12 protein-coding genes are annotated in these 18236 nt (G+C 35.9%); 4 read left to right on the forward strand and 8 right to left on the reverse strand.

Features of this window, described 5'->3' with window-relative positions; all coding sequences use genetic code 11:
• Window positions 1-55 precede the first annotated feature (55 nt).
• On the forward strand, window positions 56-2953 hold the full coding sequence (locus tag HNS38_RS08515; RefSeq protein WP_216663672.1) for a TonB-dependent receptor: 2898 nt from the start codon (window positions 56-58) through the stop codon (window positions 2951-2953).
• Window positions 2954-3225: 272 nt separating this feature from the next.
• Here the strand turns inward: HNS38_RS08515 and HNS38_RS08520 are convergent, their stop codons facing one another.
• The 3 genes from HNS38_RS08520 to HNS38_RS08530 all read right to left on the reverse strand — a co-directional run bounded on the left by HNS38_RS08520 (window position 3226) and on the right by HNS38_RS08530 (window position 4876).
• The gene (locus HNS38_RS08520; protein WP_253916301.1) at window positions 3226-3771 is read right to left on the reverse strand and encodes an ORF6N domain-containing protein; all 546 of its coding nucleotides are present in this window, start codon (window positions 3769-3771) and stop codon (window positions 3226-3228) included.
• A gap of 414 nt (window positions 3772-4185) precedes the next feature.
• A complete protein-coding gene (locus tag HNS38_RS08525) occupies window positions 4186-4572 on the reverse strand; it encodes a hypothetical protein (protein ID WP_172280073.1) in 387 nt (128 codons plus the stop codon).
• A 58-nt stretch (window positions 4573-4630) separates the two neighbouring features.
• A complete protein-coding gene (locus HNS38_RS08530) occupies window positions 4631-4876 on the reverse strand; it encodes a hypothetical protein (protein ID WP_172280075.1) in 246 nt (81 codons plus the stop codon).
• 385 nt (window positions 4877-5261) lie between these two features.
• On the opposite strand from HNS38_RS08530, the gene HNS38_RS08535 reads away from it, so the two are divergent.
• The gene (locus HNS38_RS08535) at window positions 5262-6476 is read left to right on the forward strand and encodes an ectonucleotide pyrophosphatase/phosphodiesterase (RefSeq protein WP_172346295.1); all 1215 of its coding nucleotides are present in this window, start codon (window positions 5262-5264) and stop codon (window positions 6474-6476) included.
• 557 nt (window positions 6477-7033) lie between these two features.
• Here HNS38_RS08535 and HNS38_RS08540 read toward each other — a convergent pair.
• The 5 genes from HNS38_RS08540 to HNS38_RS08560 all read right to left on the reverse strand — a co-directional run bounded on the left by HNS38_RS08540 (window position 7034) and on the right by HNS38_RS08560 (window position 13914).
• Window positions 7034-9418: a LysM peptidoglycan-binding domain-containing protein gene (locus HNS38_RS08540; protein ID WP_172346296.1), complete on the reverse strand. Its 2385-nt coding sequence runs from the start codon at window positions 9416-9418 to the stop codon at window positions 7034-7036.
• A 25-nt stretch (window positions 9419-9443) separates the two neighbouring features.
• Entirely contained in the window at window positions 9444-11075 is a 1632-nt protein-coding gene (locus HNS38_RS08545) for a sodium:alanine symporter family protein (protein ID WP_216663673.1), read from the reverse strand.
• A 1-nt stretch (window position 11076) separates the two neighbouring features.
• The gene (locus HNS38_RS08550) at window positions 11077-11901 is read right to left on the reverse strand and encodes a universal stress protein (RefSeq protein WP_172280082.1); all 825 of its coding nucleotides are present in this window, start codon (window positions 11899-11901) and stop codon (window positions 11077-11079) included.
• 3 nt (window positions 11902-11904) lie between these two features.
• Window positions 11905-12906 carry a TrkA family potassium uptake protein gene (locus HNS38_RS08555; RefSeq protein ID WP_172280084.1) on the reverse strand — a complete coding sequence of 334 codons (1002 nt, stop codon included), beginning with the start codon at window positions 12904-12906 and terminating at the stop codon, window positions 11905-11907.
• Window positions 12907-13269: 363 nt separating this feature from the next.
• On the reverse strand, window positions 13270-13914 hold the full coding sequence (locus tag HNS38_RS08560; RefSeq protein WP_172346297.1) for a 4'-phosphopantetheinyl transferase superfamily protein: 645 nt from the start codon (window positions 13912-13914) through the stop codon (window positions 13270-13272).
• A gap of 356 nt (window positions 13915-14270) precedes the next feature.
• Here HNS38_RS08560 and HNS38_RS08565 point away from each other — a divergent pair, with 356 nt between their 5' ends.
• Together HNS38_RS08565 and HNS38_RS08570 are read left to right on the forward strand one after the other, a co-directional pair.
• Window positions 14271-14888, forward strand: coding sequence for a TetR/AcrR family transcriptional regulator (locus tag HNS38_RS08565; RefSeq protein ID WP_172280090.1), 618 nt, complete (start codon window positions 14271-14273; stop codon window positions 14886-14888).
• A gap of 11 nt (window positions 14889-14899) precedes the next feature.
• Window positions 14900-18236 (forward strand): type I polyketide synthase (locus HNS38_RS08570; protein WP_172346298.1); only part of this gene is annotated, 3337 nt, incomplete at its 3' end.

Below are 18236 nucleotides of genomic sequence, written 5' to 3' on the forward strand. Positions count from 1 at the left end.
AAAAATGTTAAAAATAATTTATAATTTTACATCAAATTTCTAAAATCAAAAGTTTATGAGAAAAATGTTACAAAAGTTTACTTTGATTGCAGTGATGGCGCTATTTACTGGCGGATTATTCGCTCAAGGTACTCTAACAGGAAAAATTAAAGACGACATGACTGGCGAACCATTAATTGGTGCTTCTGTTGTTTTAGAAGGTACAACTACTGGTGCTACTACTGATATGGACGGAGTTTTCACTCTAGATCTTCCTTCAGGAATGCAAAAAGTTGTGATTAGTTATGTTGGTTTCGAAGATGTTGTTATGGACATTGACGTTGCTAATGGGGAAACTAAAAATTTAGGTAAAGTTTTACTTCAGGGTAAAGCTATTGGTATGGCTGGTTTAGAGATTATCGCTGACCGTGCTAAGGAAAGAGAAACTCCAGTTGCTATTTCTAATGTTTCTAAGAAACAATTAGAAGAGAACTTGGGTTCTAGAGACCTTCCTATGGTTATGAACAATACTCCTTCGGTATATGCTACTCCTCAGGGTGGTGGAGCTGGAGATGCTCGTATCAACGTTCGTGGATTTAACCAAAGAAACGTAGCCATTATGGTGAACGGTGTTCCAATTAATGATATGGAAAACGGTTGGGTATATTGGTCTAACTGGGATGGTGTTGCTGATGCTACCTCTTCTATCCAAATGCAAAGAGGTTTATCTGCTATTAACTTAGCTACTCCTTCTGTTGGTGGTACTATGAATATCCTTACTGACCCTGCGGCTCACAAATTAGGTGGTTCTGCTAAATTCGAAGTTGGTTCTGGACAGTTCTTCAAAACTACTCTTTCTGGTCACTCTGGTTTAATCAATAATAAATTTGCTGTTAGTGCTGCTGTTGGTAAGAAAACAGGACAAGGTGTAATTGACAAAACTTGGACCGATGCATGGACTTATTATCTAGGTGCAGCTTATAATATTAATAAAAATCATCGCTTAGAAATTTATGCTGTTGGTGCTACTCAGCGTCACGGACAAAACCTTTATAAGCAAAATGCTGGTGCTTACGATACCGATTATGCGAAAGATATTTACGGTGATGATAATTCCTATACATATGATTACAGCAAGTATACGGATGAAGAAATTCAAAAACTAAAAGATTGGGGAGTTTATAGCGAATCGGGTACAGAATATGCTACAGACGCATTTCCTCAGGCTGATGCAGGAAGATTATATAATGAAAACTGGGGTCCTGTAAACGAAAGCTATACAGGCCAACAAAGTTGGAATGGTAAATCTGCACGTGACAGATATAATTCTGGTTATATTAATGAAAGAGAAAACTATTTCCACAAGCCATTGGCTAACTTAAACTGGTATGCTCAATGGAGTGATAAAGTATCTCAATTTACTACTTTATATTATTCTGGTGGTACTGGTGGTGGTACTGGTACATATGGTAAAATTCAGTATGATTATGCTGGTCCTTCAAGAACTCCAGACTGGAATTCTACTATTTCCCAAAACTCAAACCCTGAAGATGAAAACTACGGAAATCAAGGTATCTTAAGAAACTCTGTTAACAATCAGTGGACTGTAGGTGCTATTTCTAAAGTTAAAGTTGATTTCACTGAGAAATTCAAAATGCAATTTGGTGTAGATTGGAGAACTGCTGAGATTGACCATTACCGTGAAGTTAGAGATTTATTAGGTCTTCAATCTTATGATGATAAATATACAAGAAATGATTTTGGTTCTCAGTTAGGTTTAGGTTTAGGTGATAAAATCGCTTATAATAATACCAATACTGTTGATTGGTTTGGTGGTTATGTCCAAGCTGAATATTCTACTGAGAAATTCTCATTCTACGGAACTGCTGGTTACTCTGTAATCAAGTATAACTTCCTCGACCATTTCAAAACCGCATCTGAAATACAAGATGGCGTTGATGATGACGGCAATCCAATAATGATTCCTGATGTAAATAGTGGAAATTTACAAGCCAATACTGATTGGATTGGTGGATATCAAATTAAAGGTGGTGTTAATTACAATATCAACGAAACATTCTCAGTATTTGCCAATGTAGGTATAATATCTAAAGTACCTATTTTTGATGCTGTTATTGATGATGGTGATGGAACTGTTGCTGAAGACCCACAAAACGAAAACTTTACTGCTTTTGAAGGTGGTGCAATTTATAGCACACTAGATGACAAATTAACTGTTAAAGCTAACTATTACTATACCAAGTGGCAGGACCGTACTTTAACTCGTAGTATTAGAGTTACTGAAGATTTAAATGGCATTGCTTTTATTAAAGGTTTAGACCAATTACACCAAGGTTTTGAATTAGAAGCGAATTACCGTCCTATTAAATTAGTAGGTATTGGTGGTATTGCTTCTTTCGCTAAATGGGAATATTTAAATAATGTTTCTGCTCAAGTTAAAACTTATGATGATGGTGATTATAATACTTATGACTTAAATCTTTATACAAAAGATTTAAAAGTTGGTGATGCTCCTCAAACTCAATTTGCTGCTTGGGTTGACATTTTCCCAGTAGAAGGATTAAAACTTCAGTTTATCATGCGTCATAACTCTAATCATTATGCTGATTTTAACCCAGCTAATAGAGATGATGAAACAGATACAGAACAAGTCTGGAAAACTCCTTCATATACTGTTTTTGATGCACATGCTAACTACCAACTTCCTTTAAAAGGCAAAGTAGGTGTAAATATCTTCTTCCATGCATTCAATTTATTTGACACATTTTATGTGCAGGATGCAGTAGATAATAGTGCATATAATTCATTCCAAAGAATTGATACTGATAGAATGTTATCAGAAGATTCAGGTAGAAAAAGAACTGTTATCGCAAATCCTCATACAGGATCAGCTGCTGAAGTATACTTAGGTCTTCCTTTTAACTTCAATTTGGGTGTTAAAGTTACTATCTAAACTTTTAGCTTAAAATATTATTAATCCCTATGGCTTTTGTCGTGGGGATTTTTTTTTTACATCTTTCAAGAAAAATTAAACCCTGCTAGCTCGTGGTAAAAACATAAACCACTACAGATACTACAAATATCAAACATATTAGTAAAAATAGTCTTAAAGCATTTCTTGGTGATTCTATCATATCGACATAATAAACATTTTTCTTACCATAAGTTACGTTCCCTCCGCTCACTATGATTTAGGAAGATTCCCGAGTGAACTGGTATAGCTATCTATTTCCCTTTCTCTGGAAGTTTATAACCTATCTTTCTTCTTGGCTCTTGTTTTTCTTTTCCTTCCAACAGTTCATCCAAATAATTAAACACCAATTCTATATTTTTATCATGGTTCTTAAGTTTCTTCTTTATCTCTAATATTTCCTTTAGTATTTCTTGATTTTGTAACCATGCTTTCCTAAGCATAGTAAATGTTCGCATAATTGCTATATTAATATCTATTGCCATTTTACTATTTAAAACACTGGACAACATTGCAACACCATTCTCTGTAAAAGCAAAAGGAACCGCTCCACCAAAATGTCTTTTAGAAGGTATCACATTTTGTGATACCACATCCTCAATATCAGTTTCGGTTAATTCATACATAAAATCATCAGGAAAACGTTCCCTATTTCTTCTTACAGCCTGTTTTAAAGCTCTTGTTTCAATACCATAAAACTCAGCAAGATGAACATCAAGCAAAACTCTTTCCTCTCTTATTTTTATTATCTTACTAGCTATTAATGCTTCTTGATTCATAACTGTTTTATCTTTATCCATCGTTACTATGAGCTTTACAAGACTAATCTCTTAATTCATAAACATAAGTACCCACAAGATCGGACTATATTGAATTATTATTCAAAGATAATAAAATAAGAATTTACTATACACACTAATAAATCCTTTTAGAGCTTAATATGAAAATTAAGAATCCAGCTCGCTCGGATTTGCAATCCGAGTGCAAATACCAACCATAAGTATTCAATTCAGATGTATTTTAACATAAGAAAACTCTAAATGTATCTATTCAATTCATATCTCAGGCGAGAACATGGTCGTAAAATAGGCTTTATCTGGTTCGTGAACGTTGTATTTATCTGACATCCAACAAAGATAGAAAACTTTGGAAATTAGCTTTTCGTACTTATGTTATACTCCAGCTCGCTCGGATTTGCAATCCGAGTGTATATATCAATTACAAACCCTCAATTCAGGTGTTTCTAAAATCACATCCAATACACTTGGCAATTCAGCATAATTCCGAGCAGAACTAAACAAATATTCCTCAGGTTTTTCCACAATCATATCTTGCACTGGGTTCTGGTGAATATAATTCAATTTCTCATAAAAGAACTTTGTTGTGTATATAACTTTAGCATAATTACCTCTTTGCCAAAGTTTGTATTCTTGCTCTCTTTTTAAGTGCTCGCAATATTTTTGCAATAATGGCAATAGCCATTCTCGTCTGCTTTCTGGCTCCTCCTCTATTTGCTTTACAATTTTCTTTGAAACATTTTTTTTAAATCTCTGAGGATATCTGTTAGCTATGTCCTTCTGCTGCTCTACAAATTCTACCAATTGTTAATGAAAATGCTTTATGCAATTTCATTATTACAATGGTAAATGCCGATAATTTTTAATTGTAATCACCCATTTCAAACCAAATAATATTATCTCCTAAATTCATCGGCATTAAATGTAGATGGCTATGCATCAATACCCATCCGTATATTTCCAAGCCTTTGTTTTCTATACAATATTTTAGTGAATCAACCATAGCCATCTTATGATTTTTCCTTGTAAAAATATCTACCCAGCCAACTGTGGTCATTGTAATAAAATAGGCTTTATCTGATTCGTGTATTTTATACTTATCTGACATCTAACAAAGATAGAAAATTTAATAAATTGACTGCCTATCTTGTTGTTATACGCACGGAAAACATTTCCGCGCTAGCGGGTCGAGGCTGTTATGAAATCAGTGTTCTTAGCGGTAAATGAGACCACCAAAAGATGGACAATGCCAATTAGAGACTGGGGCATAATTTTGAATCAGTTTTTGATTATTTTTGACGATAGATTAAATATTAACTAAACAAAATTACGTTTACACAGTTTTTGGGACACTGTCTGTTATACGCACGGAAAACATTTCCGCGCTAGCGTTTTTTTTGTTTTGATGTTTACCTTAATACCACAAAAAATTATCAAATCATTTATCCTCCTCTAATTCATTTATTTTAACTTTGCATGAAATGATTATCCCTATGAAAAACAATATATTATACCTACTCTTACTCGCTTTACTAATTTCCTCTTGTTCCACGAAAGAAATGGAAAAGGAACAGCCCTACTTAATCCTCCTCTCTATGGATGGATTTAGATGGGATTACCCGGATTCTATTGCTACGCCAAACTTTGATAGGATGGAAAAAATGGGCGTAAAAGCAGAATCTATGCAGGTTTCATTCCCCAGTAAAACCTTCCCTAATCATTATACTTTAGTCACAGGATTGGTTCCTGATCATCATGGGATTGTAAATAATACTTTCTATGCTCCTAAATTTGATGAGGTTTATTCTATTGGAAATAGAGAAGCGGTGCAAAATGGGAAATTCTACCAAGGGGAACCCATTTGGAATACGGCCGAAAAACAAGGCATGAAAGCTGGCTCCTACTTTTGGGTGGGTTCGGAAGCCGATATTCAAGGCATGCATCCCTCCTATTGGAAAGAATATGATCATGATTTTGATTTTTATCAACGTGTGGATTCAGTAATGGCCTGGTTAAGCTTAGAGGAGTCTAAACGACCTCATTTAATTAGTTGGTATGTTCACGAGCCGGATGGAGTTGGGCATCACTACGGGCCTCATAGCGAAACAGCAGATTCCACCATTAGAGATTTAGATGCCCTATTGGGTTATTTTATGAAGGAACTATCGAAACATCCACTTGCTGATAAAGTAAATGTGATTGTTTTATCTGATCATGGAATGGGTAATATTTATAAAGATAAATCAATTCTTCTGACCGATTATCTGAAGAAAGAATGGTATACCTATCTTGTTGGTGGAAACCCCATTTATAATATTAAAGCCCAAGAAGGTTTTGAGGATTCTATCTATTTGGCTTTAGAGCAGGTGAATGGACTTACTATCTATAAAAACTCAGAAATCCCAGAAGCCCTGAATTATGGAACTCATGAGCGCTGCCTAGACTTTACCATAGTTGCAGATAGTTCATATAGCATAATGAAAAGGGCACCGAGAAAGAATTATGGAATGGGAGGCACACATGGCTATGATATCCGCAACAAAGACATGAATGCTATTTTCTATGCTTATGGTCCAGCCTTTAAACAAAATTATCAGCAAGAGATGTTCAAAAACGTGGATGTGTATCCTTTGATGTGCGAAATTCTGAACCTGACTCCTGCTCCTAATGATGGAGATCTGGAAGAAGTTAGGGGGATGTTGAAGTAGGTGGAAGAATAGAAGTTGGGTGTCGGCTGACTGATGTTGGAAGAGCAAAGCCTGGAGTTGGAAGCCCGGAGTTGGAAGATGGAAGTTGGGGGACAGATGAACAATGCTGGAAGAGGCAGACTTGATGTGTGAAGATTTTGAGCTCCGTTTATATATTTAAAATAATTGCCCGTAGGGCATTAGCTTTTGTATCAGAAGAAAGGTAAAAGATTTCATTTGCTCGTAGAGCATCTGTTATAAACATTTCAATAAAAGAATTGAATGCAAAGCAAATCCCCTACAGGGAATCAATAAACCTTGACTAGAACCTTATACAATACTTAAACCGCTACGCGGTAATGATTTATAATCGAATAATAAAGGGTATAAATTTCAAGTAAAACATGGAAAAACCCATCGTTTCAAATTTCAATTTCTAAAAACCATTATAATTTTCTAGAACACATGTAGGCTATACTTTAGCCAGTTCGTACTTTCATCAGCTTTCCAACTCAAAATAGAAACCTAAACCTCCAGGTTCACATCTCTTGAAACTTTAAACCTTGAACCCTTAAACCCTAGTCCACCAAATGATAATTAAAATTCCGTTGTCTTAAGATATTCCAGTTTTTATTCTCAAAACCAGCATCTGGGATTTTTTTGAAGTCAAGATGATTTTCTAATAGCTCAACTTCCATATCGTCCAAGCAATCCTGAAAATTCAATCCGTAATTAGCTAAAGCTGTAAGGAAGTATTTTGTGACATCATAACCCAAGAAGGCATGGCGGTTTTTCTGAGGCTCAATACCAAATTCATCTCTAAAACTTAAAACAAAATCTTGCACTTCTGGTTTTGAATAATCAATATACTTTGCAGAAGCTACTTGTAAACCCAATGGCTGCGTATAGGCCACATCAATTTCTGTATAATCGCTCCAGTGTGGCAAACCTATTACCTGATAATCGAAACTATCTCTCACAAAATTCAGCTTGGTAAATAGCTCAATGGCAAAAACCTCTTCTGTTCCAAAAGCCACCACCAAATTATTTCTAATTAATGAGGAGGCCTCCGAAATACCATAAAGGCTATCGACACTATAAACTACCGTTTTTAAGGAATTGGGAAGTAGGGTTGTATCGTTGGGGTAAGACTGGGTTAGTTCATAGTCAAAACCAGGCATTACCTTTCTAATTTCCTTAGTTGCCAATATACTGTAATCGATTTCTGTTTCTGGATAATCTAATTCGTATTGGCTTACTTTATAAAGAATATCGGCATTGGGAATCCCCATTTGATTGGGTATACCCTCTTCTAAAATTTGTTTTAATTCTTTATATTCGTTGGCTAATTGATAGGGATTACTTCTTACCAATATGATATTATGATTCTGATATCTGTCTACTATATAATTTCCAACCTGCTCTATTAAAGCATCCTCGTCAGGCTCTATTTTAAACACATTAGGATTGTCGTAAATTACCTTTCTACGCTTTGACAATACATTTACTAAAGGAATTTGATGACGGTTGGAATACTCACTCACCACTTCAAAACTTGAGCTATATAGCAAACTAATTATTAAATCCACATCGCTTAAATCCGTGGAATTTAATGCAGCTCTAGTTCCTTCAGTTTCTCTTGGAATATCCATTACATGAAGATCAAATTCCAGACCGGATTCATTTAATTCTCGTGCAGCCAACAAAGCACCCTCGTAAAACTCGATAAACTTAAATGGCTTGTCATATCTACGGTCCATCAGAACCATAGTATCCACAAATATCAAACTATCTATTTCATTCAAATAAAGAGGAAGCATTAAAACCACTTTATATCTTTTATCTTGCTCCCCAATTTTCGAACATAAAGAATCCTCAATAACATCTGGAATATCATCCACTATTTCTTCCCCACTCACCACTATATCTTCCAACTCTTCAGTCTCAAAATCAGTTTCAATAAAATCTAGAGGTATTAGCAAGCTTTCGCCTCTTTTTAATTTAGAGCTTACATTCGGATTGGCCATTTTCAAATCGGCCACTGTCACATCATAACTCACAGCAATTTGAGTCAATTTCTCTTTTCTTTCAGCCACTTTATGCTTGATATATCCAGTTTCATTTAACTTTCTAGGAATCAAAAGAGTCTGTCCAATTTGTATTTGCCTATCTCCCAATTCGTTATTCTTTTCGATTTCAGCAACAGGAATAGCATATTGACGAGCTAAACCAAATAAAGTTTCTTGAGGTTTTACCTTATGCTGAATAAATCGTGCGGAGTCTATTGTAGATTGCTTTTGAGGCTGAGTAAGCTTTTTTGGTATCAACAAATCCTGTCCTTCTTGAATATTAGAATCAGTCAGGTCATTTATATACATTAAAGCATCCACAGAAATGCCAAAACGCTTGCTTATGGTAAATAGGGTTTCCTTAGGTTGAACTTTATAAATACTATATTTATCATCATCTATTTTTGCTGTTTTAGCCTCCTGAGCTTCAGTGTGCAAAGAGCTTTCGTTGGATTGAACAAACATAGAAGGAATTTTTAAATACTGACCAGGGCTAATTTCTTCTCCCTCGATCTCATTCAAAGTCTTGATATCCGCTATGGTGACGTTATATATTTTAGAAATATGATAGAGAGTTTCCTTCTTTTTCACAATATGATAAATAAAATCAATGGTTGCCGTTTTAGCCTGAACTGGAATTCTTAGCTCCAATCCCATCCTTAAACCATCATTAAGCAATGGGTTATTTTTTAAAATAACATTGGTAGCCACTCCATAGGTTTTTGAAATATTATAGAGGGTATTTCCTTTTACCACATGGTGAATATAAAATTTCTTACCATCCTCTGACATGGTTTCTTCACTTTTTTGCGCTGAATAGTCCTGAGAAACAGCAGTGAAATTAATGCAAAGACTCAATAATAGTGTAAGAAAAACGGGATACTTCATATTCATATTTAATTAATTTACAATCAGATAGCTATTTATAGGCTTTTATTTCTCCAGATTTCACTCTCCTCAAATAGTCTTTTAAATCCTTCTTTACTTCAGGCGCCAAAATTAGTAAACCTATGATATTAGGAAAGCCCATACTTAAAATCATCATATCGGAGAAATCGACCACTGCCCCAAGGGTAGAAGAAGCGCCTATCACGATGAACGATAAAAACATTAAACGGTAAACGGTGTCAGAATATTTTCTACTTCCTAAATATCTTTCGCTTAATCCACCAAAAAGATAATCGAAACCTTTTAAGCCATAATAAGACCAGCTGATCATGGTTGAAAAAGCGAAAAGAAAAATCGCTACCACTAAAACATAAGGAAACCAAGTAAAAACACTAGCAAAAGCTTGAGAGGTTAATTCAGTTCCTTGAAGGTTATCTGGATTGGTATAAAAACCAGTGAAGATAATCACCAAAGCTGTCATGGTACAAATAACTACAGTATCAACAAAAGGTTCTAATAAAGCAACTAAACCTTCGGTAATGGGCTCCTTAGTTTTCACTGCAGAGTGCGCAATAGCTGCTGAACCAGCACCAGCTTCGTTAGAGAAACTCGCCCTTTGGAATCCAACTATTAATACTCCTATAACTCCACCTTTCATAGCATCACCATCAAAAGCACCTTCAAAAATAAGTCTGAAAGCCTCCCCCACATGAGAAATATTCATAAAGATGATAATCAATGCAATTCCCACATACATAACAGCCATAAGCGGAACAATTTTATCGGTAACCTTGGCGATACTTTTGATACCGCCAATAATGACCATTCCAACCAATAGGGCTAAAACTAAACCAAACCAAAACCCATGTCCTTCTAATGCAGGAATCATGGAACTAAACTGAGCAAATGCTTGATTGGCTTGGAACATATTTCCACCACCAAAGCTTCCACCAATGACTAGAATAGAAAAAATAACAGATAAAACAGCACCTAAGCCTTTCATCTTACGCTTTTTCAAACCCATATAAAGATAATACATAGGACCTCCACTCACTTGGCCTAAGACATCTATTTTCCTGTATTTCACACCAAGTGTACATTCTACAAATTTGGATGACATGCCTAAGAGTCCAGCGATAATCATCCAAAACGTAGCACCAGGTCCACCAATAACAATGGCAATGGCCACTCCGGCAATATTTCCTAAACCAACGGTCCCTGACAGAGCCGTTGTTAAAGCCTGAAAATGGCTCACTTCTCCTGCATCATTTGGATTATCATATTTACCACTAACAATTTGTATGGCGTGTTTAAATCCTCTAATATTAATAAATCCCATATAAACAGTGAAAATTACTGCCCCAATGATTAACCATACTACAATAATGGGCAAAGGAGCTTTTATAGGTTTACCATCTTCTCCAATGACCACAGCCCCTTCATCGTCATAAATAATGGGGTCGTAGATTCCTGCCCATTCAAAGGGATCGAAAAACAAGATTGTATTCATTTGTTCCACAATAGGTTCAAAGAAGTCATTAATATGTTCACTGGTCGTTTTGGTTTGCTCTTCAACTGGTTTTTTTTCCGAAGCATGGGCCCAAGAACCAGCTAAAAAAACAAATACAAAACTGACTATTAGGGATAGTTTTTTGATACTCATATTAAATTTCCTCTTTATTTTGTGCACAAAACACTGGAATATTCGAATTATTATAAATAGTTTTTTCTTCTATGGCTCCAAGAATAAAAGAAGGTTCAAACTCATCATTATCTACTTTAATCATAATTAAATCTGCATTTTGTTCCTCGGCATATTTATTAATCTGCTTTGGAAAATCCACTGCGCTTTGAGCCTGATCAATGGTATATGGAATTTGATGGGTTTTGAAAGTATTGGTGATTTCATCAACCAGTTTCAGCATGGCTTTTTGAATATAAGCCTCCTCTGTTTTCATGATATAGATAAATACTTCAGCCTGAAAAGCCGTTGCAATAAAAATAGTCCAATCAATCTTTATACTATAGCTGGTCGAAATATTTATGGGGAAGACAATCTTTCGATATCCCATGCCAAAAGTTCTCTTCTGAACCACTAAAATTGGAATATCCAAACCATGAATCACTTTCATGGCATGGCCACCAGTAATCTTTTGAATCCCCGTTTTACCATGCGTACCAAATACCACCATATCGGCTTGTACTTCTTTACTTACATTGGAAATAGAAGCTACTAATTTCCCTTCTACTTTTATGGTTTGAACAATGATACCATAGGATTGCTCTAGCTGAGTCCTTAAATCGTTCAATTGAGTTTCAATATAATCATTATTAAAGCTATTCTTTTTCAAAAATGCTAAACTATCAGCATTTATTACATGGAGCAATACGATTCTAGCTCCAATGCTGCGAGCAATTTCTGCCCCATGATTAATAGCATTATTACAGACCTTTGAGAAATCTGTAGGAATTAATATTGTTTTGCTCATGGCTTACTTTTTTTTGATTTTGATTTTTTCTATTTGCTCCGGAGTCCCAAGAATAAAAATTTTAGAATGAGGGATAATTACTGTTTCGGGGCTAGGATTGATGATGAATTCGCCTTCAGGAGTTTTAAATCCAATGATATTAGCTCCTACCATTTGGCGAACTGCCATTTCCATAATGGTTTTATTATGAAACTCGATGGGTAATTCTGCATAATCGATAGCTTCGATAATGGTTTCGGAACCTCCAGTGATGGACAAATGATCGAGAAACTCCAATACATCCCCTCTAGTCACCAACTTGGCCATATGTGCTCCTCCCACTCCCTCAGGCATAACCACATGATCTACACCCGCTACATGAAGCTTTCGCTCAGCACTAGCATTGGAGGCTCTGCTCACAATCGTGATTTTGGGATTAAGAGAACGTGCTGTTAATACTACAAAAAGATTATCGGCATCCACAGGCATAGTAGAAACGATAGATTTAGCAGACTGAATTCCTGCTTGCTCTAGAACTTCATCTTCAGTGGCATCTCCTTCAATAAATTTAACAGGATCTCCAGAATAGTTCATGATAAGTTCATGATTCTGGTCTATAACCACAAAAGGCTGTTTTCTAACTCTAAGCTCATTGGCTACCGTTTGTCCATTTCGTCCAAACCCACAAATTATTACATGGTCTTTCATAGTTTTATTCTTTTTTTTCGATCGAACACCCATCACATCATTAATCTGTAATTCAACCAAATACGAAGTGATAATAGAGATAGCATAAGCGTAATTACCAAAACTAAAAATAATTAAGAATATGGTAAAAATCTTTCCGCCATCTGTTAATTGATGCGGCAAACCAAAGCCCACGGTTGAGATGGTAATTACAGTCAAATAAAGAGAATCTAAAAAGTTATCCTTCTCAATTAACATAAATCCAAAAACGCCAATGGTCATAATGATTGACAAAATGGCCAAGGCCCATAAAACTTTCTTAAGATTGGTATTTTTCAAGCTTTGCTAATAATTAAGTATTTACTGCAATTATAGTGAATATAGCGATTTGATGCAAGAGGAAAGTGAAATTGGAAGATATAATCCTTACACAAAAATAAGATGTGTTTTTTTAAAGATACAAGGTCTTTCTAACAGCTTTAAAAAACAATTTAAATCGCTGATTTAATGATTCTTTAAATTTATCTTAAGCAGTGATAAGGATTGAGAAGAGTCAACCTAAGTGAAAGTAGATTTATAAAAACTCTTTGGATTGCGAAACCTTGCATTCTTTAATATTTAATTGCTAAATACTTTCAATTCAATAATTGAGCAGAATAAATCATGGGAGTGAAAAACAATAGATTTTAACCAATATTGACTTCATCTACAAAGAAGCTCAGCAGCTACTTCAACCTTCTGCATATCCTCCATAACATCGGTGCAAAGGCAACCATAATAATATTGACCAAAATCTAAATCTTGCAGAAACCATCTCTGCCCATTTTGGGAAAATTTTTCATTGCTGGCATCAATTTCGATCTGGTGTAAATAGAATAAGTTAACGCCCAATGCTTTAATAATACTTTCTTTACGTGTCCAATAGCAAAAGAATTTTTGGAGTGGTGACGTAGACTTATTTATGTTAACCCACTCTTTTGGTGTGAAAAAAGCTTCAAAATCAGAAAGCTTGATTTGCCTGTGCTGTTCAATATCTATACCTATTTGCCCTTGCTCTGCCAATACGCAAACCACCATATTACCCGAATGAGAAATATTAAAGGAGATATCCTCCAAATGTGGTTTGTCATTTTTCAGATAGGTGATATGATCCAATAAATCACCCCTTCCCATTTCCATTAAACCATACTTGAGGAGTAATCGCCCAATGACAAATTGATAGCCATCTGCTTCAAATTTATATCGAAGTGCACGCTGTTGAATAGCTTCAGGCATCCTCTCAATGAGCTCAGCTAAACTATATTTCTCCTGTATCAGCAAGGAGTTGGTATGGTAAATCATGTTCATGAATCATCTAATAACTATCAATGAATAATCAATATCAACGAAAACCATCAAGTATTGAATACTTGATGAGGCAATATTACGATAGAATTCTGGTTTTAGTAGTAATTATTAAGTATCTAATGAGCATATCAGTAAACTCACTCTCCGTATCCCACCCAAATATTTCACTCATCACACTCAGTCGTTAATTTAATTTAACACTACACAACTGCCGTATTTTCAGGCTATTGAAATTAATTATACACTATTTTATGTTAAAATAAAGAACCTTGGAAATAAAATCGGAATACTTTCGTTTCTTTGCGGTACTGCGAAGACGAAAATATTACCGTTGGTTTTAAAACTATAATTTAAACATGATTACACGAGAACTCATCATAGAAACAGCAACAAAATCATTCTTAGTGAATGGTGTAAAATCAGTTACCATTGACAAAATAGTTAAGGAATTACACACTTCCAAAAGAACCCTTTATGCTCACTTCAAGGATAAAGTGGAATTGCTTGAAGCTTGTTTGGAGAATTATAATCATAAAGTAAAAGCCGAAAATGAAGCCATTATAGAATCGGCTGATAATGTGATAGAGGCTATGGCCAAATTACATCATCAAATTGTGAGACGCTCCTATGAGGTAAATCCAAACTTCTTTCAGGATGTACAAGCCTTTTACCCTAGCGTATTAAATAATTCATACAAAAGCACTGGAAAATACGCCCATAAACAGATGATTAAATTGGCAACATGGGGTATAGAGGAAGGTATTTTCAGAAGTGATTTAGATATAGAGGTTGTAGGACAAACGGTATTGGTCATGCAGAAATTATTAAAAGACAAAGTGAAATTCCCTATCTCAGAATTTAGTATCGAACGTCTCACATTTGGGACTTTAGTACCATACTTGAGAGGAAATTGCACACTAAAGGGAAGAGAAATATTAGAAATTCAAGAGGAACTTTTTAAAGTTTCCATTTAAAAAATAAAGCTATGAATATTAACAGCTCGCTTCAGAAAACACCAATTGCAGTAATAGGATTATCTACAATTGTAGCAGACGCCCTAAATATTGAGGAATTTTGGACAAATATCATCCAAGGAAAAGACAGTATAACTGATGTACCCAAAAGTCGTTGGGACATAGATGATTATTATGATGCAGACATGACTGCTCCTGATAAAACCTATTGTAAAAGAGGTGGTTTTATTCCTGACATTAATTTTAATCCCATGGAGTTTGGTTTACCACCAAATATTCTTGAAGTAACGGATGCAAGTCAGTTATTAGGTTTGATAGCTGCACGTGATGCACTCAAAGATGCTGGTTATGGTAAAGATTCAGTGAAATTCACAACTGCACTAAAAGCCAAAACTGGTGTTTTACTAGGTGTAGGTGGAGGCCAGAAATTAATTACACCATTAATTTCACGTTTACAATATCCTATCTGGGAAAAAGCTTTGCGTGAAAGCGGTATTGCCGAACAGGATATTCCACACATAGTTGACAAAATGAAAAAAGCCTATATCGGCTGGAATGAGAATTCATTTCCTGGCCTATTGGGTAACGTTATATCGGGTCGTATTACCAATCGTTTCGACCTAGGTGGTATTAACAGCGTTGTAGATGCTGCTTGTGCTGCTTCCTTGAGTGCCATAAAAATGTCCTTGAGTGAATTAGTAGAAGGACGTTGCGACATGATGCTGACTGGTGGTGTTGATACCGACAATTCACCATTTATGTATATGTCGTTTAGTAAAACGCCTGCCTTCTCAAAATCTGGAAATATCAGCCCATTTAGCGATAACGCGGATGGTATGCTGATTGGCGAAGGATTGGGAATGTTGGTATTAAAAAGATTAGAGGATGCTGTGCGTGATGGTGACAGAATTTACGCGACCATTACAGGTGTTGGAACTTCTAGTGATGGCCGTTTCAAATCGGTTTATGCCCCTCGTCCTGCTGGACAAGCCATGGCTGTAGAACGTGCTTATGAAGATGCGGGTTATGCACCCTCAACTGTAGGTTTAATTGAAGCACATGGTACAGGTACTGCTGCAGGTGACCCTGTTGAATTTTCATCCATGCAAATGGTCTTTGGGAAAGACAACCCTCAAAAACAACATATTGCTTTGGGTTCCATCAAATCGCAAGTGGGCCATGCTAAAGCTGCAGCTGGTGCTGTGGGGATGGTGAAAGCGGTATTGGGTTTACACCATAAAGTGTTACCGCCAACAATTAATGTGGAGCAACCCAATTCTAAGTTTGACATTAGTAATTCGGCTATGTATATCAATACAGAAGCTCGTCCATGGTTAAGAAACGGACATCCGCGTCGTGCTGGTGTAAGTGCTTTCGGTTTTGGAGGCATCAATGTTCATATTGCATTAGAAGAATATGCTGGCACAAAGCCTAAGGATTATCGTATACATGAGCCCTATAAATCGGTCTTATTAAGCGCTCAAAATCCTAGTCAATTATTAGAGACTTGTAAAAGCACTTTAGCCAATTTAGAAGGAGAAGAAAGTAAATTGGCTTTCTTAAACCTAACAAAGTCTAGTAAAAATAGCATCGCAGACAAATCCTTTGCTCGCATTGGATTTGTGGCCCAAGACATTGAAGAATGTATTAGTTTATTCCAAACGAGTATACAAATGCTTCAAACCAAACAAGAACAATGGAATCATCCTAAAGGTATTTACTACCGTCCGAATGGTATGGATGCCCAATCGAAAGATGTAGTGGCATTATTTGCAGGACAAGGCTCACAATATGTGGGTATGGGTAAAGAATTAACCAATGCCTTCCCTGAGCTAAATGAAGCTTTTCAGCAGACCGACAAACTTTTTGAGCAAAACGGAGAAGCTGCTTTATCAAAAACTATCTTCCCTATTCCTGTATTCTCGAAAGAAGCAAAAGCAGCTCAACAAAAAACATTAACACAAACGAAATTTGCTCAGCCTGCCATTGGTACCTTGAGCATGGGACAATATAAGATTTTACAAAATGCCGGATTTAAGCCTAGCTTTACTGCCGGACATAGTTTTGGTGAATTAACTGCACTTTGGGCAGGTGGTGTTTATGATGAAAATACCTTTTTAGCATTGGCTAAAACCAGGGGTGCTGTCATGTCGATTGAAAATCCCAATGCAGACAAAGGTTCAATGCTAGCTGTTGAAGCTTCGCAAGAACAGGTGCTACAAGCCATTGCCAATATGCCTGGTGTTAGCATTGCCAACGTGAATTCAATTAGCCAGATTATTCTTGGCGGTAGCACACAAGCCATCCGCATTGCAGAACAACAATTAAAAAATCAGGGCTATGCTGTTATTCCATTACCGGTTTCAGCGGCCTTCCACACTGATTTTGTTAAACATGCACAAGAGCCTTTTGCTGGTTTTATTGCAGCACAGCAGTTTAACACACCGAAAATACCTATTTATTCAAATACATCAGGAAATCAATTCCCAAATGATTCCAATGCAATAAAAGAAATTTTAAAGGGACAGATTCTAAAGCCTGTATTGTTTAAAAATCAAATTGAAAATATTTATAATGCTGGTGGTCGTGTATTTGTAGAGTTCGGACCCAAAGGTGTATTGACCAAATTGGTTGGGAATATCTTAGAAGGGAAAGAACATACAGCCATTGCTATTAATCCAAATGCCAAAAAAGACAGTGATTTACAATTCCGTCAGGCTATTGTACAATTGCATGTTTTGGGATTACAATTATCAAATGTAGATCCCTATTTAAAAGAAGCTGAAGCACCTGCTAAAGCAAGCAAAATGGATGTGATAATTAGTGGTGCTAATTATGTTTCTCCTGCTACGAAAAAAGCTTATTCCGACGTAACGAATAACGGATTTAAAATTTCTGGCAATCAAACACAAGTTATTGAGAAGATTGTTGAAGTGGAAAAGGTCGTAGAAGTTGCAGCTCAAACCACAAACAATCCCTCAAATGAAAACAATGGCGTTTCCGAATTGCTACTTTCTACTTTAGAATCCTTTAAAACCAATCAGGCAAAGTCATTAGAGTTATTTGAGCGTTTTATCAATGATCAAAATACACAAAGTCAGCAGCTGATAGATATTATTGGACAGCAAGTAAATGCAAATTTGCCATTGACTCCTCAAGAGGCAGCTGCACCAACAATTACCGCTCCTGTTATTGAAACAGTAGCTCCTATTCAAGCTGAAGTTCAAGCAGCATCAGAAGCAAACAAAACTACCGCTGATACTACACAATTAGAAAAGATGTTGTTGGAAGTGGTGAGCGAAAAAACAGGTTATCCTGCAGAGATGCTAGAGATGAACATGGATATGG

This window comes from Lentimicrobium sp. L6, from assembly GCF_013166655.1.
In the GTDB taxonomy this organism is placed as follows: domain Bacteria; phylum Bacteroidota; class Bacteroidia; order Bacteroidales; family UBA12170; genus UBA12170.